Origin of the sequence: Nisaea sp. (genome assembly GCF_034670185.1) — a bacterium.
GTDB lineage: Bacteria > Pseudomonadota > Alphaproteobacteria > Thalassobaculales > Thalassobaculaceae > Nisaea.
Genome location: NZ_JAXMNY010000001.1, coordinates 1289240 through 1313733, shown reverse-complemented (window position 1 = coordinate 1313733; position 24494 = coordinate 1289240). Strand labels below are relative to the sequence as shown.

Sequence of the window (24494 nt, the reverse complement as noted above, 5' to 3'; positions counted from 1 at the left end):
GCGCGGCGCCGCGGGAGGAAAAGCGAATGAGCGTACAAATCCTGATGCCGGCCCTGTCGCCGACCATGACCGAGGGCAAGCTTGCCACCTGGATGGTCAAGGAAGGGGACAGCGTTGCCGCCGGTGACGTGATTGCCGAAATCGAAACCGACAAGGCGACCATGGAAGTGGAAGCCGTGGACGAAGGCGTCATCGGCAAGATCCTGGTTCCCGCCGGGACCGATGCCGTGGCGGTGAACACACCGATTGCTGTGCTGCTGGAAGAGGGCGAAGACGCAAGCGCCGTCGACAGCGCGTCCGCCGCGCCGGCGCCGGCTCCTGTCGCCGCCGAAGCACCGGCTGCCGAGCCTGCACCGGCATCTGCTGCACCGGTTGCTCCCGTCGCTGTGGTGCCGGCAAGCGACGAGGACAAGTATTTCGACGAAGTGAAGACCCAGACCATCCGCGAGGCATTGCGCGATGCCATGGCAGAGGAAATGCGCGGTGACGACAAGGTTTTCGTCATGGGCGAAGAGGTCGCGGAATATCAGGGTGCCTACAAGGTGACCCAGGGCCTGCTGCAGGAGTTCGGCGACAAGCGGGTGATTGACACACCAATCACCGAGCATGGTTTTGCGGGGCTTGCCGTCGGTGCGGCCTTCGGCGGCCTGAAGCCGGTTGTCGAGTTCATGACATTCAACTTCGCCATGCAGGCCATCGACCACATCATCAACTCGGCAGCGAAGACGCGCTACATGTCCGGCGGCCAGATGGGGTGCCACATGGTGTTCCGCGGCCCGAACGGCGCCGCCGCACGTGTCGGCGCGCAGCACTCCCAGTGCTATGCCAGCTGGTACGCGCATTGCCCGGGTCTGAAGGTGGTCTCTCCCTATTCTGCGGCTGACGCCAAGGGGCTTCTGAAATCCGCCATCCGCGACCCGAACCCGGTGATCTTCCTCGAAAACGAAGTCCTTTACGGCCAGTCCTTCGACGTACCGGTGAGCGAGGACTTCACGGTTCCGATCGGCAAGGCCAAGATCGTCCGCGAAGGCACGGACGTGACCATCACGGCGTTCTCCATCATGGTCGGCAAGGCACTGCAGGCTGCCGAGAAGCTGGCTGAGCAGGGTATCAGCGCCGAGGTCATCGACCTGCGCACCATTCGCCCGCTCGATACAGCAACAATTGTCGCGTCGGTGCAGAAGACCAACCGTCTCGTAACCTGCGAGGAAGGCTGGGCTGCTTGTGGCATTGGTGCCGAGATTGCCGCGCAGGTGATGGATCAGGCTTTCGATCATCTCGATGCACCGGTAGCGCGTGTCGCGGGTGAAGATGTTCCCATGCCGTACGCAGCCAATCTGGAACAACTGGCTCTGCCGCAGGTGGAGAACATCGTCGAGGCGGTAAAATCCGTCTGTTATCGCGGCTAAGGGAGAGACGTAATGGCCATATCCGTTCTGATGCCAGCCCTGTCGCCGACAATGACAGAGGGCAAGCTCGCCACCTGGCTGGTGGCCGAGGGCGACAAGATTTCCGCCGGTGACGTGATCGCGGAGATCGAAACCGACAAGGCAACCATGGAAGTCGAGGCTGTCGACGAAGGCGTTCTCGGCAAAATCATCGTTGCCGCCGGCACCGACAATGTTGCCGTGAATGCGCCGATCGCCGTGATCCTTGAAGACGGCGAAGATGCCGGCAGCGTCGACATGGACGCCGTCGCCGGTAGTGGTGGTCCGGCTCCGAAGGCGGAAGCCAAGCCGGAACCGGCTCCGGCGGCAACGGCTCCTGCGCCCGCCGCTCCGGCACCGAAACCTGCTCCAGCCCCGGCGGCTGCCGCGTCCGGTGAGCGTGTCTTCGCCAGCCCGCTGGCCCGCCGTATGGCGGAGCAGGCAGGGCTCGACCTTGGCCAGATCACGGGCTCCGGCCCTAGTGGCCGGATCGTGAAGCACGATATCGAGGACGCCATTGCTGGCGGAACCGGGAAGGCTGCTCCGGCCGCTGCCCCTGCACCGGCAGCGGCTGCACAGGCTCCGGCACCGTCTCTCGGTTCAGCTCCAAGCCCGGACGTTCCCGGCTTGCCGGCGTTCGACGAGATCCCGAACACCACCATGCGCAAGGTCATCGCCAAGCGTCTGACCGAGTCCAAGCAGTTCGCCCCGCATTTCTATCTGACTGTCGATTGCGAGATCGATGCCCTGTTGAACGTGCGTAAGGAACTGAACGCCAAGCTCGACGGCGAAAAGGTCTCGGTGAACGATCTTGTCATCAAGGCGTCCGCGCAGGCTCTGAAGAAGGTGCCGGCCGCCAATGCAAGCTGGACCGACGAAGCGATCCGGATCTTCAAATCCGTCGATATCTCGGTTGCTGTTGCCATCGAGGGCGGACTGATCACCCCGGTTATTCGCGATGCGCAGAACAAGGGCGCTCTCGATATTGCCAGGGAAATGAAGGATCTCGCCTCCCGTGCCCGCGACGGCAAGCTGATGCCCGAGGAATACCAGGGCGGCACCTTCTCGATTTCCAATCTCGGCATGTTCGGGATCAAGGATTTCTGTGCCGTGATCAACCCGCCGCAAGGCGCGATCCTGGCCATCGGTGCCGGCGAACAGCGCGCGGTTGTGAAGGACGGCGCGCTGGCTGTTGCCACGGTCATGAGCTGCACGCTCTCGGTCGACCACCGGGTTGTTGACGGTGCGGTCGGGGCCGAGTTCCTGGCTGCCTTCAAGAAGCTGATCGAAGATCCGCTGACCATGCTGCTCTGAGGGCCCGGGCGGCGGAGAGCCGCCCGTTCCATCTCAGGCGTTTCCAATATCCGGAGCCGGACAGGTCCAATGGGCACCGGCTTCGATCCGGAGGAAGTTATGGCTGACACCCAGTTCGATATCCTAGTCATCGGCGGCGGGCCGGGCGGTTATGTATCCGCGATCCGCGCTGCCCAGCTCGGCATGAAGACGGCGCTGGTCGAGCGCGAGCATCTTGGCGGCATCTGCCTCAACTGGGGCTGTATTCCGACCAAAGCGCTGCTGCGCTCCGCCGAGATCTTCGACCACATGAAGCATGCCGAGAGCTTCGGCCTGAGCGCCGGCAATATCGGATTCGACCTCGGCAAGGTGGTCCAGCGCTCCCGCGGGGTTGCCAAGCAGCTCAATCAGGGCGTCGGGCACCTGCTGAAGAAGAACAAGGTCACGGTCTTTATGGCGGCGGCCAAGCTCGCCGGCCCTGGCAAGGTCGAGATCGACGAGAAGGGCAAGAAGCAGACCCTTTCAGCGAAGCACATCATACTCGCCACCGGCGCCCGTGCCCGCGATCTGCCGGGCCTCGAAGCGGACGGAAAGCTGGTCTGGAACTACAAGCACGCGCTGGTCGCGGACACCATGCCGAAGCGGCTTCTGGTTATCGGATCCGGTGCTATCGGAATTGAATTTGCCAGCTTCTTCAATAGTCTCGGGGCTGACGTTACAGTCGTTGAGGTGATGGATCGGGTGCTTCCTGTCGAGGATGCCGAGATCTCAGGCTTGGCTCACAAGGCCTTCGAGAAGAAGGGCATGAAGATCATGACCGGGGCCACGGTGAAAGGCCTCAAGCGCGGCGCCAAGGAAGTCGTGGCGACCATCGAGAAGGGCGGCAAATCCACCGAGCAGACGTTCGATCGGGTGATCTCTGCTGTCGGTATCGTCGGCAATGTCGAGGATCTCGGCCTTGAAGGCACGAAGGTGAAGGTCGACCGCACCCATGTTGTGATCGACGAGTGGTGCCGCACCGGTGAGCCGGGCGTCTATGCCATCGGCGATATTGCCGGAGCACCCTGGCTGGCCCACAAGGCGAGCCACGAAGGGGTTATTTGCATCGAGAAGATCGCCGGTCTGAAAGATGTGCATCCGCTCGACGTGAAACGCATTCCGGGCTGCACCTATTGCCAGCCTCAGGTCGCCAGTGTCGGTCTGACCGAGGCAGCCGCGAAAGCGGCTGGGTATGAGCTGAAAGTCGGCCGTTTCCCGTTCATGGGCAACGGCAAGGCGATTGCCCTTGGTGAGCCGGAAGGTCTTGTGAAAACCGTGTTCGACGCCAAGACTGGGGAGTTGCTCGGTGCGCATATGATCGGCGCGGAAGTGACCGAGCTGATCCAGGGCTACAGCGTGGCCAAAACGCTGGAGACCACAGAGGTCGATCTGATGCATACGGTGTTCCCGCATCCAACCCTGAGCGAGATGATGCACGAGTCGGTCCTTGACGCTTATGGGCGTGCGGTCCACTTCTAGAATGATTGCGGCCGCGTATCGGTCTTGCACAATGCGGGTATGACTTGATGGATCTGGACCTGAAACGGATCAAGGCACTGGAAGGCGTAACGGCCATTCTGGTGCGGAGCAGTGCGGAAAACGAGGGTGATATCTCGCAGGAGCTTGTCATCAAGGTAAACTTTCCGCTCGACGGTCCGGACAGCGGAAAGCACCGGAAGAAGGCAGACGCGGTCATCGAAACCGCCGAAGAGGTCATCTCCGCCGACGACTATTTCGACCGCGTCACGATCGAGCAGGTGCTCTGGTCGCGGGAAAGAGAGCTGCAATGAGCGAAAGCCAAGAAAAAGCGCCGCGTATCGGCGCCGCACGCCATCCGGAAAAAGCGCATCGCCCCGATAATCAGGTGAAGCGGAAGCCGTCCTGGATCAGGGTCAAGGCGCCGACCTCGAAGGTCTATCTCGAGACCCGGCAGCTCATGCGCGACCACAAGCTTGTCACCGTGTGCGAGGAAGCGGCCTGCCCGAATATCGGCGAGTGCTGGTCCAAGAAGCACGCAACGATGATGATCCTCGGGTCGGTCTGCACCCGCGCCTGCGCCTTCTGCAACGTCGCCACGGGGCGACCGGACAAGCTTGACCCGCATGAGCCGGACGAGGTGGCGGAAGCCGTTGCCAAGCTCGGCCTGCGCCATGTTGTCATCACCTCGGTCGACCGGGACGATCTGGACGACGGAGGGGCAGGCCATTTCGCCCAGGTGATCCGCAAGATCCGCCTGATGTCGCCGGAGACCACTATCGAGGTGCTGACGCCGGACTTCATGCGCAAGGATGGCGCATTGGAGATCGTCGTCGATGCCCGACCGGACGTGTTCAATCACAATCTGGAAACCGTGCCGCGACTCTATCCCACGATCCGTCCCGGCGCCCGCTATTTCCATTCCCTCAAGATCCTGGATCGGGCGAAAGAGCTCGACCCGACGATTTTCACCAAGTCCGGCCTTATGGTTGGTTTGGGGGAGACGAAAGAAGAGATGTATCAGGTGATGGACGACATGCGCTCTGCCGATGTCGACTTCATCACTCTCGGCCAGTATCTGCAGCCGACCCCGAAACACGCGGTGATTGACCGTTTCGCCACGCCGGACGAGTTCGAGGCCTACAAGAAAACGGCCTACGGCAAGGGCTTTCTGATGGTTGCTTCATCTCCGCTCACGCGCTCCTCCTATCATGCGGATGAGGATTTCGCCCGGATGCGTGCGGAGCGTGACCGGCGCCTTATCGGCGACCGGGGGAGGGTGCGTGCCGATTTGTCGCTGACAGATCTTGCTGAAATGGCAGTATCCGCGTCCAAATGACGTGATATAAGCCGATTGATGCCTACCCATGCAGAACAGCGGGTTGTTCCTTTTACCCCGGAGCAGCTTTTCGACCTCATCGCGGATATTCAGCGTTACCCGGAGTTTCTTCCGTGGTGCGTTGGCGCGCGGATACGCAAACGCGACGGTAACCGTATCGTCGCGGATCTGGTGATCGGCTACAAGCTGATCCGGGAGCGTTTCACCTCGACGGTGACCCTCAGTCCTGAGCAGAACCGGATTGATGTCGAATATACCGACGGTCCGTTCAAGTATCTCAACAACCACTGGGTCTTCGAGCCGCACCCCGAAGGCTGCATGATCGATTTCTATGTGGATTTCGAATTCCGCTCGAAAATGCTGCAGAAGATCATCGAGGTTTTCTTCAACGAAGCTGTCCGTCGGATGGTCGGCGCGTTCGAAGCTCGGGCGCATGAGCTGTATGGGCCCAAGTGAGGGTGAGCATGCAGTCGTTTGAAAAGTATAATTAAACTAAAATTATAGTTATTTAACTGAAAAACGGGTTTCTTGTTCTGATTCCGTTATGACCTAGTGCTGCGCGCTCAGGAACCTTCATCAAGCGCGCTGTTTTCACTGGTCGCGAGAATCTCTTCCCTGAAGGCGTCGATACAGTCCCGGACGATCTGTGACGGCGGAATGGCCGGAGGCCGCACGAGCAGAGTGCGGAATTCCAGTGATGGCACGAAGGGCCGCAAGAAAACGCCTTTGCCCAGAAACGGCTCGGCACAGATCGGGTTGATGAAGCCGATACCCATCCCCGCCTGGACCATGGCGCAGATGGTATTGGCAAAGGGCGTTTCAAGCACGGTCTTGACCCGGCTTCCGGCGCTGTCCAGCACCCGCTCCAGATCCTGACGCGTCGTATCTTCAGGCGACAAAGCGATAAAGTCCTGGTCGTTCAGGTCCAGTGCCTCGAGGTTCGCCTTGCGGCACAGGGGGTGACCGTCGGGCAGGGCAATGGCCCCGCGAAAGGTGGAGAGTGTTTGTGCTTCAACGCCGGAAACGTCGATCTCATCGGCGGCTAGCCCCAGATCGAACTGACCGGCGGCCACGAGCTCCTTCACGGTCGAGGACATGTGCGTCTGCAGCGTGATCGACACGTCCGGATGGCGTTTGCGAAACCGGACCAGCGCGCGGGGCACGATATTGGTACTGAGGGCCGAAAGCGTCGCAATGCGGATTTCCCCGGAGCCGAAATCGCGGATGCGGGCGGCGGCGCTCCGCAAGCGGGAGAGGGCGGCAAAGGATTCCTCGACCTCGCGGAAATAGAAGTGGGCTTCCGCTGTGGGCACCAGACGCCGCCGGGTCCGGTGAAAAAGCGCGAAGCCGAGCTGCCGTTCCAGCTCCTGGATCGCCTTGCTGATACCGGGCTGTGAGATATGCAGCACCTCGGCGGCGCGTTGGGTCGTTCCGTTGACCATGACAGCGTGAAAGATCTCCACCTGCCTTAAATTCAAAGGATTTTTCAGCATTGCATAACCAAAGTATATTAACTCGCCTTAAATATGTATTTTTTTGATAGATAGACTCCGTCTACCGTCTGGTTAGCGGCAGATGGAGTTTCCGATGAAAGACCAGACAAGATGCGTTGTGACACCCGATGTCAACGAGGCCGGGTACCGATCCCTGGCCCCAGCGGTCCATCGTGCCTCGACAATCGTTTTCAAGGACGCGGCTGACTATGCGGCGCGTAGCGAGCGTGGCCCGGACGGGTATTCCTACGGTCTCTATGGTACTCCGACCACGCGGCAGCTTGAGGCGAAGCTGAACGGGCTTGCCGGGGCGGCGAGAACGCTTCTGGTGCCGTCGGGGCAGGCTGCGAACGCGGTTGCGGCGATGGCCCTGCTTTCGGCGGGCGATCATGTGCTGATTGCGGATACCTCATATCCCGCCATGCGCTCCCTTGCGGACATGGATATGACGCGATCAGGGATCGAGCCCGAGTATTTCGATCCAACCTCGCTTGACGATTTGGCCGGGCGTATCCGGCCTGAAACGCGGTTGGTCTGGTGCGAGTCGCCCGGCTCCACGACGCTGGAGGTGCAGGATCTTCCGGCGATTGCCGAGATAGCTCACAAAGCCGGGGCACTGGTTGGGTGCGACAATACCTGGGCAACGTCCTTGGGCTGCAAGCCGATCGCTCTCGGCGTGGATATCGTGACCGAGGCGCTGACGAAATATGCGTCGGGCCATTCGGATCTGCTGATGGGGGCGATGTCCTTCGCCAGCGATGAGGTCGCGCTGGATGTGCGGGACTACATGGGGCGCATTGGGATTGGTGTCTCGCCGGATGATGCGGCTCTGGTCATGCGCGGCATGGAAACCATGTCACTGCGTTTCAATCATGCAGCCGAAGGTGCGAAGCGGCTCATCAATCGCCTGCAAAGCCATCCGGCCGTGGTCGGTATTCTCTGGCCTCCGCTGGAAAGCAGTCCGGGGCATGCCATCTGGTTGCGGGATTTCGCCGGAGCCGCCGGTGTGTTCACTGTGATTTTGGCCGATGGTGCTTCGGCAAAACTCGACGACGCGCTCGGAGTATTGAAGACCTTCGCCATCGGCGCATCCTGGGGCGGAACGCGCAGCCTGGTTGCCCCGATGTCCATCGGGCACAGCCGCAGTGTCGGGAAGGTTGCCGGAGAGGATCTGTTCCTGCGCTTCAGCGTCGGTCTGGAAGCTCCGGAAGAACTGGATTCCGACATCGAGGCGTTTCTGTCCGTGCTGGCCTAGCTGGCCGCTTCCGTGCGGGAGAGCATCATTTTGAGGGCGTGCAGCACCGTTTGGTGACGGACTGCCCCTCTGTCGCCGTCGAAGATCCGGTGATCGGCTACGATGCCTGTGGGTGTTGCGGCGGCGAAATGAACGAGGCCGACCGGTTTTTCGGCCGATCCGCCACCGGGGCCGGCAACGCCGGTGACGGCGACGGTCACAGTTGCTTCCGAATTGGCGAGTGCGCCCAATGCCATAGCGCGAGCGGTCTGTTCCGAAACGGCGCCATGGGCCGCTAGGGTTTCAGCGGGAACGCCGAGCATCTGCATTTTTGCTTCGTTCGAGTAAGTGACGAAGCCCCTGTCCACGACATCTGACGATCCAGCGATCTCGGTCAGTGCCCCGGCGATCAAGCCTCCTGTGCAGCTTTCCGCCGTTCCCGCTTTCCAGCCGAGAGCCCGGCAGCGTTCCAGAACAGATGTCGACAGGTTGCGGATCTCTTCGTCGAAATTATCCATATTCAGGCCCCAATCAGAGGAAATGCTGGGCGGCGAGAATGACCAGTGCCGCGTAAACCCCGGCGAACAAGTCGTCCAACATGATGCCGGGTGCGCCGGTCAGCTTCTTGTCAGCCCAGCCGGCGGGAAAAGGCTTCGTGATATCGAAGAGCCGAAAGGCTGCGAATCCGATGACGAAACTGACCGGGTCGAGGGCGGCTGGCAGCAGCGCAAGCCACTGACCGGCCACTTCGTCGATGACGACGGCACCGGGATCTTCAGATCCAAGGGACTCGGCATAGCGGCCGGCGGACCAAAAGCCGACGAGCGTTGCGACAACGACAGCCACCAGTAGCAGCTGCCAGCCGCCGAGCCAGAGGAAGAGCCAGGCGAAGGGCAGGGCCGCGAGGGAGCCCCAGGTGCCCGGCGCGAAAGGCGCATGCCCGCTCCAGAAGAAAGTCGCGGCAAGCCGTACCGGGTGAAATAGGGGGAGCGGCCCAGCCACGGTCATTCGTCGGTCTCCGCCGGCAGCAGCACCGTAGCTGCAGCCTGTGCGGCGATACCTTCGCCACGCCCGGTAAAGCCGAGCCTCTCCGACGTCGTGGCTTTAACGCTGATCCTGCTTTCCGGCAGCTCCATGATTTCCGCGATCCTCCGGCGCATGGCCGAACGATGCGGGCCGATTTTGGGCTGCTCGCAGATCAAAGTGACGTCGATATGGGTGATACGCCCGCCGCGTTTCAGGACGAGATCGCGGGCATGCATGAGGAACTGGTCCGATGCAGCGCCTTTCCATTGCGGATCGCTTGGCGGGAAATGGCTGCCGATATCGCCATCGGCAATGGCGCCGAGTAGGGCATCTGTGATGGCATGCAGACCGACATCCGCGTCGGAATGGCCGATCAGCGTGCGGTCATGTGCGATTTCGATGCCGCAGAGTGTGATTGCCTCGCCGGGGCCGAGCCGGTGAACGTCGAACCCCGTGCCAACACGCGGCTCCATTTGTGACGCCATCATGCTTTCGGCCCGCATCAGGTCGGCCTCCGTGGTTATCTTAAAAAGGGATTCGGCACCTTCAACAAGGCGGACTTCCAGGCAGCGCGCTTCAAGGAGCGCGGCATCATCCGTTGTATGGGATGACGCTTCCTCGTGGGCATGGAGCAGGGGCTGGTAATGGAAACCCTGTGGTGTCTGCGCGCGGAAGAGGCTGCTTCGGTCCACCGTGCCGGTAATCGCTGAATTGAGCCCGGTCGCCTGTTTCAGTGTGTCAGCCACGGGCAGGGCGGGGATGGCGCCGGGCGCCTGCTCCAGCGCTGACAGAACCCTGTCGATCACGGCAGTCTGAACGAATGGCCGGGCGGCATCGTGGATAAGCACCAGGTCCGGTGCCTCATCGGTCAACGCGCGGAGACCGTTCAGGACGGACTGGCTCCGCTCTGCTCCGCCCTCGACCGGCGGCGGCAGGTCGATCCCGGCGACGGCCTGCTCGTAGAGATCACGATGATCCGGATCGATGACCACGCGGATGGTCCCGATCGCCGGATGCGCGCGGAAGCGCAGCACCGCATGGCGCAGGACAGGCATTCCGCCGACCTTCAGGTACTGCTTGGGAGTTTCGCTGCCGAGCCGGGTACCACGCCCGGCGGCGACGATCAGGAGAGCGGTCTTTGACCGGGGCACAAATCACCTCAATTTGCTCTGGCACTTCGGAGCGCCGCGCATGATATAGTGAGGTTATGCCAATGTCTTTGCTCTTGAATATGTCAGCCTTGCTGGCCCTGGTTCCGGTCGGTCTGTTCTCGCTTCGCTCGCGGCAGCGGACAGGCGGTCTTTTCTGGTGCCTGCTTTTCGTGGCTGCCGCCGGACCGTTGCTATTCGTGGTCGTGTCGGTCGGCACGGCGTGGCGTTCGGATCTTGCCATGGCGCTCTGGCTGGCTGTTTGCGCCAGCCTGCTGATCTATCTGCCGCTCTGCTGGCTCCGGCAGGAAGCGCGCGGGCTGACCGTTCTGCTGGTGCCGTATCTTTTCCTGCTGACGCTTATCGCGACAATCGCCGGTGCGGCGCCGCATGTCGTGCTGAACGAAGGGCTGCCGGGCACCTGGTTTTCGGCCCATATCGCCGTGGCATTGGCCACCTATGCCCTGCTGACGCTGGCGGCGATCACGGGGCTGGCGATTTTTGTCAAGGAACGTGCTCTCAAGCTGAAGCGGAGCGCGTCGGGGATCGCGCCAGCCCTGCCTTCCGTTGCGGATTCCGAAAAGCTGCAAAGCCAGCTTCTCGGGGCTGCGGTGATCGTTCTGCTTTGTGGCCTGGCAACCGGGGTCGCGCTGCAGAACTATCTCACAGGTCACGTGCTCGAGTTTGACCACAAGACCGTATTGTCGCTTGTAACGCTGGCCATTCTGGCCGTTCTCTGGCTCATAAACAGCCGGTTCGGCATGCGCGGCCGGACAGTGTCGCGTCTGGTGCTCGTTGCCTATCTTCTGCTGACGCTGGCCTATCCCGGAGTGAAGTTCGTGGCCGAAGTCTTGAGTTGAACCAAAACCGGGTCGATCGTCATTTTATCGACAAACAAAAATACCGTTTTGACAATTTTGCGTGCAGTTGCTTAATTCATGGGCAATGAAGCGCGGGTGCATAGTTTATGACCATCAAGATCGGCCCAACGGCTCTCGAGAGCCCGGTGTTCCTCGCCCCAATGTCCGGGGTGACGGATAGGCCGTTCCGCCGCCTGGTGCGGGAATTCGGCTGTGGGCTTGTGGTCTCCGAGATGATCGCCAGTGCTGCCGTTCTGCGCGATGTGCGCGAGGAAATGTTCAAGATCCCGGATGACATGGATGCAGAACGCCCGCTGGCGGTGCAGCTCGCGGGCTGGGATCCGGAGATCATGGCGGAAGCGGCTAAAATCAATGTCGATCGCGGCGCCGAGATCATCGATATCAATATGGGATGCCCAGCAAAAAAGGTGGTCAACAAGCTCGCCGGCTCCGCGTTGATGCGTGACGAGACTCTGGCGGGCCAGATCATGGAGGCGGTCGTCAAGGCCGTGCCGGTTCCGGTAACGCTGAAGATGCGCACGGGCTGGGATGACAGCGATCGGAACGCGCCGCGTCTTGCCCGGATCGCGGAAGAGGCCGGCATCCAGCTTTTGACTATCCACGGCCGGACCCGCTGCCAGATGTATAATGGACATGCGGACTGGGACTTTATCCGCGAGGTCAAGAGCGCGGTCTCTCTGCCTGTTGTGGCCAATGGCGATATCGCGACGCTGGACGACGTCGATACATGCCTCGCTCAATCGGGCGCGGATGGGGTGATGATCGGACGCGGTGCCTATGGCCGGCCGTGGTTCCCCGCCCAGGTGGCGGCACACATAGCCGGCCGATCGGTTCCGGCGGACCCTTCATTTGCGGAACGCGGGCAGATAATGCGCCGCCATGTCGATGATATGTTGTCGCATTATGGTGCCGCGCTTGGCCTCAGGATGGCCCGGAAACATATCGGCTGGTATGCCAGCGGCATCCCCGGATCGGCCGAGTTCCGGAAGACGGTCAACAACACCATGGACCGTCAGATCGTCGAGGATGCGATTCTGGCCTTCTTCCGTGACGGGGCCGATCAGGAGCGGCGGGCAGCATGAGCTTGACCGCTGAAACAGCTGCCAGGTCGACATCCGTAAGGCTTGATCCAGCCAGTGTACTGCACGCGGTCCCGACGCCGGTAATCGGTCTCGATGAGAGCGACCGCATCGTTTATGTGAACATGGCGGCCGAGCATTTCCTGCAGGGAAGCGCGTCGGTTCTGCAAGGCACGAAGCTTTCGGATCTGCTGCCATTCGATAGCCCGGTTTTCAGCATGATCGGCCAATCCCGGCGGCAATCCTCGGTCCTGTTCGACTATGACCTGATCCTGGAAGGCCCACGTATCGGCTCGCACATCGTCAGTGTGCAGGTCTCCCCGGTAACTGACCGGGCTGGGGCTGTCATCGTGTCACTGCAGATGCGCTCCATCGCCAATCAGCTCTATCGGCAATTCAATTTCAAGGGTGCGGCGCGTTCCGTGACGGCCATGGCAGCGATGCTGGCGCATGAGGTGAAGAACCCGCTGTCTGGCATCAAAGGCGCCGCGCAATTGTTGGAACAGAACGCGGTCGAGGCCGACCTGCCGTTGACCAAGCTGATTTGCGACGAGACGGACAGGATTTGCAGCCTGGTCGACCGCATGGAGGTGTTCTCGGACGATCGTCCGATCGAGCGCAGTCCGGTGAACATTCACGAAGTGCTGGATCACTGCCAGCGTATTGCGGAAACCGGCTTTGGCAGCCGGGTGAAATACCATGAGCGGTATGATCCATCCTTGCCGCCGGTTCTGGGTAACCGGGATATCCTGGTTCAGATCTTCCTCAATCTGCTGAAGAATGCCTCCGAAGCCCTTGGTGACATGGACGGGGACGGAGAAATTCATCTTTCGACCGCCTATCGTCATGGCATGCGGATTTCCGTGCCGGGCTCTTCGCAGAGGGTGAATCTTCCGCTTCAGGTGACGATCCGTGACAATGGACCCGGCATTCCCGATGATATGAAGGCGACAATCTTCGATCCTTTTGTGACATCAAAACGCAACGGGTCCGGGCTCGGACTTGCCTTCGTGGCCAAGGCGGTCGCGGATCATGGCGGCGTGATCGAGGTCGATTCTGTGCCGAGGCGTACTGAGTTCAGGATCTCACTTCCAATCGCCGATACTTCACAGGCCTCTATACGGGCATGACAATGGACAATGCTTCTATCCTGATCGCCGATGATGATCAGGCGATCCGTACTGTATTGACGCAGGCCCTGACCCGGATCGGCATGGATGTCCGCTCGACGGGCAACGCCGCCACGTTGTGGCAGTGGGTCGAGCGTGGAGAAGGGGATCTGGTGATCACCGATGTGGTGATGCCGGACGAGAACGGTCTCGATCTTCTGACCCGGATCCGCAAGGTTCGCCCGGACTTGCGCGTGATCGTCATGAGCGCCCAGAACACCTTGCTGACCGCGGTGAAGGCGAGCGAGCGCGGGGCGTTTGAATATCTGCCGAAACCCTTCGATCTGGCCGAACTGGTGCAGGTCGTGCGCAAGGCATTGATGGCGCGCTCGGAGAGCCGTGTGCCGAAGCAGGCGGAGATTTCCGAAGAGGAATTGCCACTCATCGGCCGTTCCTCGGCGATGCAGGAAATCTACAGGGTTCTGGCCCGTTTGATGGCAACGGACCTGACCGTAATGATCGCTGGCGAGTCGGGAACCGGCAAGGAGCTGGTCGCTCGCGCACTGCATGACTATGGCAAGCGCCGAAACGGTCCGTTCGTTGCGGTAAACATGGCGGCGATCCCGCGGGAGCTGATCGAAAGTGAGCTGTTCGGGCACGAGAAGGGCGCCTTTACCGGTGCGACCGCCCGGTCCAGCGGCCGGTTTGAACAGGCTCGTGGCGGGACGCTTTTCCTTGATGAAATCGGCGATATGCCGATCGAGGCGCAGACCCGTCTTTTGCGCGTTCTGCAAGAAGGCGAGTACACCAGCGTTGGTGGCCGCTCAGCCATCCAGGTGGATGTCCGCATCGTGGCTGCTACGCACCGTGATTTGCGGCAGCTCATCCGCCAGGGCATGTTCCGCGAAGATCTGTTTTACAGACTTAACGTTGTTCCCATCCGCTTGCCTCCGCTGCGTGAGCGCAAGGAAGATATTCCCGATCTCGTCCGGCATTTCCTGGCGCTGGCCCAGAAGGAAGGGCTGCCGGAAAAAAGCATCGATGGCGCCGCCATGCAGCGCCTGACGGCCTATAACTGGCCGGGAAACATTCGCGAGCTGGAAAATCTGGTGAAGCGCTTGGTCGCTCTCTATTCGGAAGAGGTGATTGGCTCTGCGGCCATTGACGAAGAACTGCTGGACAGTCCTGCGGCTGCGGGCGAGGAAGCCTCCGACAAGAGCGAGAATCTTTCCGATGCGGTCGAACGGCACTTGCGGGCCTATTTCGCAGCTCATGGCGACAATTTACCGCCGGTCGGTCTGCACGACCGTATCCTGCGCGAGGTTGAGCGCCCTCTGATCATGCTGTCTCTCGATGCAACCAAGGGAAACCAGCTGAAAGCCGCCTCAATGCTCGGTGTCAACCGCAATACTCTGCGCAAGAAGATCCGGGACCTTGGAATACCCGTTGTCCGTGGCGCGCGTTAACGTCCCGCTCGTGGATTAACGTAAGCTGATCCGAAGCGTGCGTGCGAAGGCCGGTTAGGCTAGAAGTAATTTCGCGATCTGTCCTTTATTAGGTGAGACATGCCGGCGGAAGCAGGTACAGACGCCCATTCTTCAGATGTGGTCCCGCCGCAATCTGAAAACCGACTCGGAAGCTATACGCGACGGTTCCGTATCTGGGCCCAGAGGGTCGGGTTCGAGCGCAAGGCTGCCTATGTTTTGGCGGCGCTCGCCATCATGGCCGGGCTGGGAACATATGCTGCTTTTACCCGTGCCGGGCCGGCCGGACCGGACCCCGATGTGGTCTTGGGTATCCTGTATCTCGATTTTTCCCTGCTTCTGTTACTCGGCGTTCTTGTCGCCTACCGGTTGGCCCGCCTCTGGGTAGAGCGGCGTCGGGGGCTTGCCGGATCGCGGCTGCATGTTCGTCTCGTCGCTATGTTCTCCGTGCTGACAGTAGCCCCGACGATCCTGGTCTCGGTTTTCTCGCTGGTGATGTTCGATTTCGGTATCCGCTCCTGGTTCAGTGAGCGTGTGTCGACGGCTGTCACGGGCTCGGTCGCCGTGGCGGAGCGCTATCTGGAAGAGCACCGGCAGGTGATCCGCGGCGATGTTCTGGCGATGGCGAACGATATCAATCGGGAAGCGCCGTTTCTGGTCAATAATTCGGCTCGCTTCTCCCAGGTTCTGAGAGCGCAGGCTGCTCTTCGTAATCTGACGGAAGCGGTTGCCTTTGACAGTACGGGAAGGGTCCTTGCCCGGACGAACCTCGCGCTTTCCTTCGATTATGAGCCGCTTCCAGAAGAGGCGATGACCAAGGCCAGGCTCGGCGATGTGGTCGTTCTGACCACCGATGCGGATGATCGGATTCGCGCTTTTGTCCGGCTCGACAGGTTCGTGGACGCCTATCTGTTTGTTGGCCGTTTCGTGGATTCTGAGATCCTCACCTATATTGAGCGGACGAAGGAAGCCGTCGAGCAGTTTACCGAACTGGAAGGGCGCCGGCTGGATATCCAGGTTTCCTTCATCATGATCTTCGCCATGGTGGCACTGCTGCTGTTGCTGGCCGCTGTCTGGATCGGCCTCAATCTTGCCACCTGGCTGGTGCAGCCTATCAGTGACCTGATTGGCGCCGCCGAGCGAATCAGTTCAGGCGATCTGACTGCCCGCGTGACCGGGCCGGTCGAAGCCGATGAGATGGGACTTCTTGCCAGGGCCTTTAACCGAATGACACGGCAGCTGGAAATGCAGCGCAGTGAGCTGATGAGTGCGAACCGTCAGGTTGATGCGCGGCGCCGGTTCACCGAGGCCGTACTTGGCGGGGTGTCTGCTGGCGTGATTGGCCTAGACGCGGATGCCCGGATCAATTTGCCGAATAAGTCGGCAGCGAGTCTGCTTGGCGTGACGATCGAATCCCTCGTCGGACGGATGCTGTCTGAACAGATCCCGGAAATGACCGAACTGCTGGAGCAGGCACGGCACAACCCCTTTCGGCAATCGGAAAAGCAGATCGAGCTAGACAGGGAAGCTGGCAAGATCACGCTCTTGGCACGGATCAAGGCGGAGATCGCGGACGGCCGAGTCTCGGGTTACGTTCTGACTTTCGATGATATTTCAGCGCTTCTGTCGGCGCAGCGGATGGCTGCCTGGGCGGATGTCGCACGCCGGATAGCGCACGAAATCAAAAACCCGCTAACCCCGATTCAGCTATCTGCGGAACGCCTTAAACGTAAATATTTGAATCAGATAAGCGACGATCCTGAGACTTTTGTTGAATGTACAAGCACGATCGTTCGACAAGTCGGTGATATCGGGCGCATGGTCGATGAATTCTCGGCCTTTGCGCGGATGCCCGCCCCGGTGATGCGGAAAGAAAACCTGATCCAGCTGATTCGCGAGCAGGTGGTTCTTCAGAAATCGGCGCAGTCCGGCATCGAATTTGATTTCGACGGAGATCAGGAAGCGGTTGAGCTGGAATGCGATCAGCGGCAGATCAGACAGGTTCTGACGAACTTGCTGCAGAACGCGATTGACGCAATCGATGCGGTCAATCCGGTCGGAACCGACGGGAAGCGGCCATCGGGGCAACGGATCTCGGTTGCAATAACCCGTGAGGATCGACGGATTGTCATCGATGTTGAGGATACTGGGCGAGGGCTCCCGGAGGTAGATCGTGAACGTCTTACGGAGCCTTACATTACCACCCGGGAAAAAGGCACAGGGCTTGGTCTGGCAATTGTGAAGAGAATCATGGAAGATCATGGAGGCTCGATTTCGCTAATGGATCGCGAAGGTGGGGGGACAAGGGTCCGTCTGGTCTTCGGGTCGAACATCGAGGTACCTCTGGATGAGGCGACATCGGACTCGCACGAAAATGACTCTGGGCTGAGCCGTCATGGCGTATGATATTCTCATCGTAGATGATGAGGCCGATATCCGGTCTCTGCTCGCCGGCATCCTTGAGGATGAAGGCTACGACACGCGACAGGCACGCAATAGCGACGAGGCTCTGGAAGCTGTCGATACCCGTCGCCCTGACCTCGTGATTCTTGATATCTGGCTGGAGAACAGCACGCTCGACGGTCTCCGGATTCTGGAGCGGTTGAGCGCGGAACATCCGGATGTCCCGGTGATCATGATCAGTGGTCACGGGACCATCGAGACTGCGGTTTCCGCAATCAAGATCGGTGCCTACGACTTCATCGAAAAACCTTTCGAGACCGAGCGTCTCTTGCTGCAGGTCGGCAGGGGGTTGGAGGCGGTGCAGCTTCGGCGTGAGAACGCGGAGCTCCGGGCCCGGTCTGATACGGATGACAGGCTGGTTGGGGAGTCAGCGGGGGTTGCCCAGGTGACGCAGGCCGTGGAGAAGGTGGCTCCGACGAACAGCCGCGTGCTGATCACCGGACCGGCGGGTGTCGGCAAGGAAGTCGTCGCCCGCATGATCCATACGAATTCGACCCGTGCGAACGGACCGTTTACCGTGCTGAACTGCGCGACACTAAGCCCGGAACGGCTTGAGATAGAGCTTTTCGGAGCGGAACGTCGGGACGGTGACGCAGATGATACGGGCCGTACTGTGGGCATGCTGGAGCAGGCCCACAAAGGAACTCTATTCCTTGACGAAGTAGCGGACATGCCGAAGGAGACCCAGGGCAAGATTGTCCGGGTTCTGCAGGAGCAACGGTTCCGGCGGGTTGGTGGAGAGCGGGAGATTTCGGTCGATGTCCGAGTCGTTGCCTCGACCAACAGGGATCTCCAGCAAGAGATTTCGACCGGCCGTTTCCGTGAAGATCTTTATTACCGTCTTAACGTGGTGCCGATTGTTGTGCCGGCACTTTCCGAGCGCCGTGAAGATATCCCGCTGCTCTGCAATCATTTCATCGAGCGCTCCGCGCGCAGTTCCGGCATGTCGCACCGAATTCTTGGCGAAGATGCTATCGCCGCGCTGCAGTCCTACGATTGGCCGGGCAATGTGCGTCAACTCCGCAACGTGATAGACTGGTTACTGATTATGGCGCCGGGGGCGGCGAATGAGCCGGTGAAGGCTGATATGTTGCCGCCGGAAATCGGGTCTTCGGCGCCGATCAGCCTCAATTTCGACAAGGGGGTCGAAATCATGGGGATGCCACTGCGTGAGGCCCGCGAAATGTTTGAGCGGGAATATCTGCTGGCCCAGGTCAACCGGTTCGGAGGGAATATCTCCCGGACAGCCAGTTTTGTCGGTATGGAGCGATCTGCTCTGCATCGTAAATTGAAGTCGCTCGGCGTCAGCGCCGAACGCTCTGCGTAAACACCCTCTTCAGGACGGGATCACGGCATGAAAGTCGTCATCTGCGGGGCCGGCCAAGTCGGTACCAGCATCGCTCAGCACCTCGCGGGCGAGAATAACGACGTGACGGTCATCGACCAGGACGCTGCCCTGGTTCGAAAAATCACGGAAACCCTCGACGTACGTGGTGTGCACGGGTTGGCATCGCTGCCGTCCATTCTCGAGGGAGCGGGAACCCGGGACGCTGACATGCTGATCGCGGTCACCTATTCCGACGAGGTCAATATGGTGGCCTGCCAGATCGCGCACTCGCTCTTCAATGTGCCGTCACGGATCGCACGGATACGGCAGCAGGACTATTTGCAGCCGATCTGGGCGGATCTGTTCAGCCGCGAGAACATGCCGATCGACCACATTATTTCGCCGGAGCGCGAGGTTGCGAAGGCAATCGGGCGGCGGCTTCAAGTGCCAGGTGCGTTCGATGTGCTGCCAATGGCCGATGGGATGGTCAGGGTCGTCGGCGTGCGGTGTGACGAGGAATGCCCGATCGTCAACACGCCGCTGCGCCAGCTCACCAGCCTGTTTTCCGACCTCAGCATTGTCGTTGTCGGCATCATCCGGGATGACCGGGGCATCGTGCCGAAACCGGACGATCACATGCTGCCTGGAGACGATGTCTATTTCGTCTGCGATGTCGATCATCTGTCCCGCGCCATGGCAGCCTTCGGCCATGAAGAGGAAGAAGGCCGAAGCGTTATCATTGCCGGCGGCGGCAATATCGGCCTGATGCTCGCCGAAGAGATTGAATCCAAGCATTCCGGCGTCAGCGTCAAGATCATCGAATATGATCGGGAGCGGGCCAAGCTCGTCGCACAGACCCTGGAACATACCATGGTGCTGAACGGGGACGCGCTGGATACGGAAGTTCTCGAGGAGGCAAACGTCTCCAAGACGGAAACCTTCGTTGCCGTCTCCAACGACGATGAAGTGAACATCATCGGCTCGCTTTTGGCCAAGAGGGCCGGGGCGGACCGGACCGTGGCCCTTATCAACAAAGGCACCTACGCTTCGCTGATCTCGACCCTTGGTGTTGATGCCGTGGTCAACCCGCGGGCTATCACTGTCTCGACGATCTTGCAGCATGTCCGCCGCGGCAGAATTCGTGGTGTCTATTCCCTGCGTGCCGATTTCGGCGAGGTGATCGAAGCCGAGGCCCTGGAAACATCGTCGCTCGTCGGTCATCCGCTGCGCGATGCGAAGCTGCCGTCGGGTGTCATCATCGGAGCGATTTATCGCGAGGACAAGGTGCTGGTGCCGCGCGGTGACACGGTGATTCAGGCCAAGGACCGGGTGATCCTGTTCGCTACCTACGAGGTTGTTAAAAAGGTCGAGAAGCTGTTTGCCGTCCGGCTGGACTTCTTCTAGGCCCATGGCGTGACAGGCATGTTGAAACCAGGCGCGATCCTTTTCGATTGGGACAGCACGCTCGTCGACAACTGGCCGGGCGTGACGGTCGCCATGAATGCGGCGCTGACTGCGTTCGAGCTGACGGCCTGGACCGAGAGCGAGATGCGGGCGCGGGCAAAGCGCTCCATGCGGGAGAGCTTTCCAGAGATCTTCGGCCCCGGTTGGGAAAAAGCCCGCGATATTTTTTATGCCACGTTCGAGGAACGGCACCTTGACGGATTGCGTGCGTTACCTGGCGCGGAAGAACTGCTCGTGGAGCTTCGGGACCATTCGATCCTGCTCGGAGTGGTGAGTAACAAAAACGGGGATTTTCTCCGGGCCGAAGCGGAAAGCCTCGGCTGGGCGGAGTATTTTCATCGGATTGTTGGTGCCACGGATGCGCCGCAGGATAAGCCGGCCCCTGATCCGGTCGATCTCGTACTCGCGGAATCGGGACATGAGCCGGGCGACGGGGTGTGGTTCGTCGGTGACTCACTGGTGGATTTGCAGTGCGGCCTGGCCAGTGGCTGTGTCCCTGTTCTTGTCGGGGACGACCCGATTTCCGAGGCGGATTTGCTAAAATGGCCTCCCGCATTTCATTTTGCTGATTGTCATGCCATGCGGCGGACGCTGACCGATTGAGTCACAGGGAAAAATAGTTATATAAAGGAGGTGCTCATTTCGCATTTGCGAGATGAGGGCGGTGCCCAGGCTTTTTTGGTACGCGCTGAAACGAAACGAACAAAAGGTCCGTGCAATGGCCAACGAAAAGAATCAAAACGTTCAGGAAGTGTTCCTTAACGCGATCCGGAAGAACAAGACTGCGGTTACGATTTTTCTCATCAACGGCGTGAAACTGCAGGGCATCGTCACGTGGTTTGACAATTTCTCCCTGCTTTTGCGACGTGATGCTCACTCGCAGTTGGTCTACAAGCACGCGATCTCGACCATCATGCCGTCTCAGCCTGTTCAGTTGTTTGAACCGGCGCGGGAAGAAGAAGAAGCCTCTTGATCCTGAAAGACCGGGGCGTGCATGGGGAATAGCACGCCGGACGCGAGCAGCGGTCGGGCTCTCGTCGTCCACCCTTTCGAAAAGCAGAGAGCGGGTGAGCCCGCAGCCATGCGAGACCCGGAGGGGCGTCTTGCTGAAGCTGTAGGGCTTACGGCTGCCATCGACCTCGACGTGGTGCACGCCGAGACCGTTTCGCTGTCCAGAGTCCGGCCAGCGACCTTTCTCGGCGGCGGGGCTGTCGAACGGCTGGCCGGGACGGTCAAGGGGCTGGAGGTCGATGTCGTTATCGTCGACGCTTCGCTCTCTCCGGTTCAGCAGCGCAACCTTGAAAAAGAGCTCGAATGTAAGGTCATCGACCGGACGGCTCTGATTCTCGAGATTTTCGGCGCAAGGGCTCGAACCCATGAAGGCCGTCTTCAGGTTGAGCTGGCAGCTCTGACCTTCCAGCGCAGCCGGCTGGTCCGGTCCTGGACACACCTTGAGCGCCAGCGCGGCGGCTTTGGCTTCGTCGGCGGGCCCGGCGAAAGTCAGCTCGAAATCGACAGACGCCTGATCCTCGAGCGTATCTCCCGGATTCGAAACGAGCTGGAGGATGTGAAGCGGACGCGGGAGCTGCATCGCGAATCGCGGCGCAAGGTGCCGTATCCGATCGTCGCGCTTGTCGGCTATACCAACGCCGGAAAATCGACACTTTTCAACCGGCTGACCGAATCCGAAGTGTTTGCCAAGGATCTGCTCTTCGCCACGCTGGACCCGACCATGCGCCGGGTGGAGCTGCCGTCGGGGCGGACAATCATTCTCTCCGATACGGTCGGGTTTATTTCAGACCTGCCAACACATCTGGTCGCCGCTTTCCGCGCCACGCTCGAGGAAGTTCTCGAGGCGGATATTCTGCTGCATGTCCGGGATTTCTCTCACCCGGATAGCGACGCACAGAAGGATGATGTGCTGTCTGTCCTGCGGGATCTGGGGCTTGATGAGCAGAAACTCGAAGACCAGATGGTCGAGGTTCTGAACAAGATCGACCTGATGGACGATCCGGCCAGCATCGATATTATTACCGAACAAGGCAGACGGATTGCGGTTTCGGCGCTTACCGGCGCCGGTTGCGAAAATGTTCTCGCACTGCTTGACGAAATGATCGGTGCGAATGACGTCACCCGGACCTTTGATCTGGATTTCGCCGATGGGGCCGCGCTTGCATGGCTATACGAGCACGGGCGGGTAATCGAGCGCGAGGACCGGGAAACCGATATTCATGTGAAGGTACTTCTGGCACCCGTGGACGCGGAACGTTTCGATGCAAGGTTCAGTGTCTAAACAGGATATGCTTTAAGTGTATATAGTCACTATAAGAAAGAGGTCTTCGGGGGTAACCCTGTAGACCTGTCCCGCATCATTCGGATGCACTATGTCAAAGGATCGTATGATCAGTTTTCCAGATCCCGCTGCTGTCATCGACATTATGCGCGAAACGGCCGAAGCCGTTATCCTTCCTCGCTTCAAGTCCCTCGAATCCGGAGATATTCAGGAGAAGACCGGACCTGAAGACCTGGTGACCATCGCCGATATTGAGTCCGAGCGGCGGATGACGCCGATACTTCGGGATCTTCTGCCCGGCTCAAGCGTGGTCGGTGAAGAAGCGGTAGCAGCCGATCCCGCGGTCCTCGATAACCTCACCGCGGACGCTCCGGCCTGGATTATAGATCCAGTGGATGGGACCAGGAACTTCACCAAGGGCAACTCCAAGTTTTGCGTAATGGTCGGCCTGGTGCACAAGCGCCAGCCGGTGCTGGGGTTTATCCTCGATCCGCTTGGTGAGCGTTGCGCTTTCGCCGTTCGTGGTGAGGGGGCCTGGATGTGCGGATATGACGGCAAGGAAGAGCGCCTTTCGGTTCTTGCCCCGCGCCCGAGCAGCAAGATGCGTGGCGCCCTCAATTTCCGATTTCTGCCGTCGCCTCTGAAAGAGGAGATGAAGGAGCGGGCGGAAACCGAAGTGGGCGATCACTTCCGCTTTGGCTGTGCCGGTCATGAATATCTAAGCTTGCTGACCGGCGAGGCGCATTTTGCCATGCATCCGAAGAACATGCCCTGGGATCATGTGGCAGGCTCGCTCATGCACCAGGAAGCGGGCGGTTTTCACGCCCGCTTCAACAAGCGTCCCTATTATCCGGACCAGCTCGATGGTGGATTGCTGATGGCTCCTGACGAAGCGTCTTGGGACGACCTCAGGGAAAAGCTCTGGCCGTAGCGGGAGGAGCGGCTCAGGCCGCGCGCCCGTAGGAAAGCCCGAGACCCTCTTCCAGACCCAGCATCAGGTTCATGTTCTGAACCGCCGCGCCTGAAGCTCCCTTGCCGAGATTGTCGAGCGTCGCCGCCAGCACGCATTGTCCGTTCTTCTCGTTTGCGAAAACGTAGAAGCGGATCGTGTTGGTATCGTTCTGCTCTTCCGGATCAAGGCGGGGAAGCGAGGCGGACTCGTCCAGCGGGGCGACTTCCGTGAAGAGATGCCCACTATAGTGATCGCTGAGGCACTCATGGATGCGGGCCGCGCCGACGCCGCCCTTGAGAGCCCAGAGATGCAGCGGTACGTAGACAGCCATCCCTTTGTAGTAGCGCCCGACGCTCGGCTGGAATATCGGAGCGTGCTCCAGCATCGAGTATTGCTGCATTTCCGGCAGGTGCTTGTGCTGCAGGTTAAGGCCGTAGGCGAACACGTTAGCGGAAAGATGATCCGCTGCGGTTGTGTCTTCCATGGACTGGATCAGTGCTTTGCCGCCGCCGGAATAGCCTGAGATGGCATTGACCGTGACCGGATAGTCGGCCGGCAGAATGGAATTCTCCACCAGCGGGCGGATCAGGCCGATGGCGCCGGTCGGATAGCAGCCTGGATTGCTGACAAAGCGCGCATGGCGCACAGCCTCTTCCTGTCCGGCGCTCAGTTCGGGAAACCCGTAGACCCAGTCATTATCGACGCGGTGCGCTGTCGAGGCGTCAATGACCTTGGCATCCGGATTTTCGATCAGAGACACAGCCTCAATGGCTGCCGCATCCGGCAGGCAGAGGATGGAGAGATCCGCTTCGTTCAGCGCACGGCGTCGGGCTTCGGTATCCTTGCGTTCTTCCGCGCCCAAGCTGATCAGGGAGACATCGTCCCGTCCCGTCAGTCGTTCGCGGATCTGCAGGCCTGTGGTCCCGGCTTCACCGTCGATGAAAATGCTTACCGCCATGGCGGATCT

The 24494-nt window shown here is 60.1% G+C and carries 23 protein-coding genes; 18 read left to right on the top strand and 5 right to left on the bottom strand.

Translation table 11 applies throughout. The annotated features are described in order from the left end of the window. Positions 1 to 26 precede the first annotated feature (26 nt). From VOI22_RS06185 to VOI22_RS06160, 6 genes are all read left to right on the top strand, one after another. On the top strand, positions 27 to 1409 hold the full coding sequence (locus VOI22_RS06185; RefSeq protein WP_323795684.1) for a pyruvate dehydrogenase complex E1 component subunit beta: 1383 nt from the start codon (positions 27 to 29) through the stop codon (positions 1407 to 1409). A gap of 12 nt (positions 1410 to 1421) precedes the next feature. Further along, positions 1422 to 2741, top strand: a complete 1320-nt coding sequence (locus VOI22_RS06180) for a pyruvate dehydrogenase complex dihydrolipoamide acetyltransferase (protein WP_323795683.1) — start codon at positions 1422 to 1424, stop codon at positions 2739 to 2741. 99 nt (positions 2742 to 2840) lie between these two features. Then, positions 2841 to 4238, top strand: coding sequence for a dihydrolipoyl dehydrogenase (lpdA, locus tag VOI22_RS06175; RefSeq protein WP_323795682.1), 1398 nt, complete (start codon positions 2841 to 2843; stop codon positions 4236 to 4238). Between the two features lie 47 nt (positions 4239 to 4285). After that, on the top strand, positions 4286 to 4549 hold the full coding sequence (locus VOI22_RS06170) for a hypothetical protein (RefSeq protein WP_323795681.1): 264 nt from the start codon (positions 4286 to 4288) through the stop codon (positions 4547 to 4549). Next, the gene (gene lipA / locus VOI22_RS06165; protein ID WP_323795680.1) at positions 4546 to 5574 is read left to right on the top strand and encodes a lipoyl synthase; all 1029 of its coding nucleotides are present in this window, start codon (positions 4546 to 4548) and stop codon (positions 5572 to 5574) included. The genes VOI22_RS06170 and lipA overlap by 4 nt, the downstream gene beginning before the upstream one ends. Positions 5575 to 5592: 18 nt before the next feature. Beyond that, the gene (locus tag VOI22_RS06160) at positions 5593 to 6030 is read left to right on the top strand and encodes a type II toxin-antitoxin system RatA family toxin (RefSeq protein ID WP_323795679.1); all 438 of its coding nucleotides are present in this window, start codon (positions 5593 to 5595) and stop codon (positions 6028 to 6030) included. A 107-nt stretch (positions 6031 to 6137) separates the two neighbouring features. Here the strand turns inward: VOI22_RS06160 and VOI22_RS06155 are convergent, their stop codons facing one another. Next, positions 6138 to 7067: a LysR substrate-binding domain-containing protein gene (locus VOI22_RS06155; RefSeq protein WP_323795678.1), complete on the bottom strand. Its 930-nt coding sequence runs from the start codon at positions 7065 to 7067 to the stop codon at positions 6138 to 6140. Between the two features lie 94 nt (positions 7068 to 7161). Here VOI22_RS06155 and VOI22_RS06150 point away from each other — a divergent pair, with 94 nt between their 5' ends. Further along, positions 7162 to 8322 carry a trans-sulfuration enzyme family protein gene (locus tag VOI22_RS06150; RefSeq protein WP_323795677.1) on the top strand — a complete coding sequence of 387 codons (1161 nt, stop codon included), beginning with the start codon at positions 7162 to 7164 and terminating at the stop codon, positions 8320 to 8322. Here VOI22_RS06150 and VOI22_RS06145 read toward each other — a convergent pair. Genes VOI22_RS06145 through VOI22_RS06135 form a run of 3 tightly spaced genes read right to left on the bottom strand, consistent with a single transcriptional unit; the run spans position 8319 to position 10478 of the window. Further along, positions 8319 to 8819 carry a CinA family protein gene (locus VOI22_RS06145; RefSeq protein ID WP_323795676.1) on the bottom strand — a complete coding sequence of 167 codons (501 nt, stop codon included), beginning with the start codon at positions 8817 to 8819 and terminating at the stop codon, positions 8319 to 8321. The two genes, VOI22_RS06150 and VOI22_RS06145, sit on opposite strands and share 4 nt — an antisense overlap. Before the next feature lie 13 nt (positions 8820 to 8832). Next, entirely contained in the window at positions 8833 to 9309 is a 477-nt protein-coding gene (locus VOI22_RS06140) for a phosphatidylglycerophosphatase A (RefSeq protein ID WP_323795675.1), read from the bottom strand. Beyond that, the gene (locus tag VOI22_RS06135; protein WP_323795674.1) at positions 9306 to 10478 is read right to left on the bottom strand and encodes a bifunctional 2-C-methyl-D-erythritol 4-phosphate cytidylyltransferase/2-C-methyl-D-erythritol 2,4-cyclodiphosphate synthase; all 1173 of its coding nucleotides are present in this window, start codon (positions 10476 to 10478) and stop codon (positions 9306 to 9308) included. The genes VOI22_RS06140 and VOI22_RS06135 overlap by 4 nt, the downstream gene beginning before the upstream one ends. A 62-nt stretch (positions 10479 to 10540) precedes the next feature. On the opposite strand from VOI22_RS06135, the gene VOI22_RS06130 reads away from it, so the two are divergent. The 11 genes from VOI22_RS06130 (at position 10541) to VOI22_RS06080 (ending at position 23506) form a co-directional block, all read left to right on the top strand. Further along, positions 10541 to 11335, top strand: a complete 795-nt coding sequence (locus tag VOI22_RS06130) for a cytochrome C assembly family protein (protein ID WP_323795673.1) — start codon at positions 10541 to 10543, stop codon at positions 11333 to 11335. A gap of 107 nt (positions 11336 to 11442) precedes the next feature. Then, entirely contained in the window at positions 11443 to 12438 is a 996-nt protein-coding gene (gene dusB, locus VOI22_RS06125) for a tRNA dihydrouridine synthase DusB (protein WP_323795672.1), read from the top strand. Further along, positions 12435 to 13565, top strand: a complete 1131-nt coding sequence (locus VOI22_RS06120; RefSeq protein WP_323795671.1) for a two-component system sensor histidine kinase NtrB — start codon at positions 12435 to 12437, stop codon at positions 13563 to 13565. Before dusB ends, VOI22_RS06120 begins: the two co-directional genes overlap by 4 nt. A gap of 2 nt (positions 13566 to 13567) precedes the next feature. Then, entirely contained in the window at positions 13568 to 15010 is a 1443-nt protein-coding gene (gene ntrC / locus VOI22_RS06115) for a nitrogen regulation protein NR(I) (RefSeq protein WP_323795670.1), read from the top strand. A 99-nt stretch (positions 15011 to 15109) separates the two neighbouring features. Beyond that, a complete protein-coding gene (locus VOI22_RS06110; protein WP_323795669.1) occupies positions 15110 to 17434 on the top strand; it encodes a PAS domain-containing sensor histidine kinase in 2325 nt (774 codons plus the stop codon). After that, entirely contained in the window at positions 17424 to 18818 is a 1395-nt protein-coding gene (locus VOI22_RS06105) for a sigma-54 dependent transcriptional regulator (RefSeq protein ID WP_323795668.1), read from the top strand. Before VOI22_RS06110 ends, VOI22_RS06105 begins: the two co-directional genes overlap by 11 nt. Positions 18819 to 18845: 27 nt before the next feature. Further along, positions 18846 to 20222: a Trk system potassium transporter TrkA gene (trkA, locus tag VOI22_RS06100; RefSeq protein WP_323795667.1), complete on the top strand. Its 1377-nt coding sequence runs from the start codon at positions 18846 to 18848 to the stop codon at positions 20220 to 20222. Positions 20223 to 20240: 18 nt separating this feature from the next. Beyond that, complete coding sequence (locus VOI22_RS06095) at positions 20241 to 20885, top strand: HAD family hydrolase (RefSeq protein ID WP_323795666.1); 645 nt, start codon at positions 20241 to 20243, stop codon at positions 20883 to 20885. Positions 20886 to 21000: 115 nt separating this feature from the next. Next, a complete protein-coding gene (gene hfq / locus VOI22_RS06090; protein WP_323795665.1) occupies positions 21001 to 21255 on the top strand; it encodes an RNA chaperone Hfq in 255 nt (84 codons plus the stop codon). Between the two features lie 21 nt (positions 21256 to 21276). Then, positions 21277 to 22575, top strand: coding sequence for a GTPase HflX (gene hflX / locus VOI22_RS06085; protein ID WP_323795664.1), 1299 nt, complete (start codon positions 21277 to 21279; stop codon positions 22573 to 22575). Between the two features lie 91 nt (positions 22576 to 22666). Beyond that, the gene (locus tag VOI22_RS06080) at positions 22667 to 23506 is read left to right on the top strand and encodes an inositol monophosphatase (protein ID WP_323795663.1); all 840 of its coding nucleotides are present in this window, start codon (positions 22667 to 22669) and stop codon (positions 23504 to 23506) included. 13 nt (positions 23507 to 23519) lie between these two features. Here VOI22_RS06080 and argC read toward each other — a convergent pair whose 3' ends face one another. Beyond that, complete coding sequence (gene argC, locus VOI22_RS06075; RefSeq protein ID WP_323795662.1) at positions 23520 to 24485, bottom strand: N-acetyl-gamma-glutamyl-phosphate reductase; 966 nt, start codon at positions 24483 to 24485, stop codon at positions 23520 to 23522. Positions 24486 to 24494 lie beyond the last annotated feature (9 nt).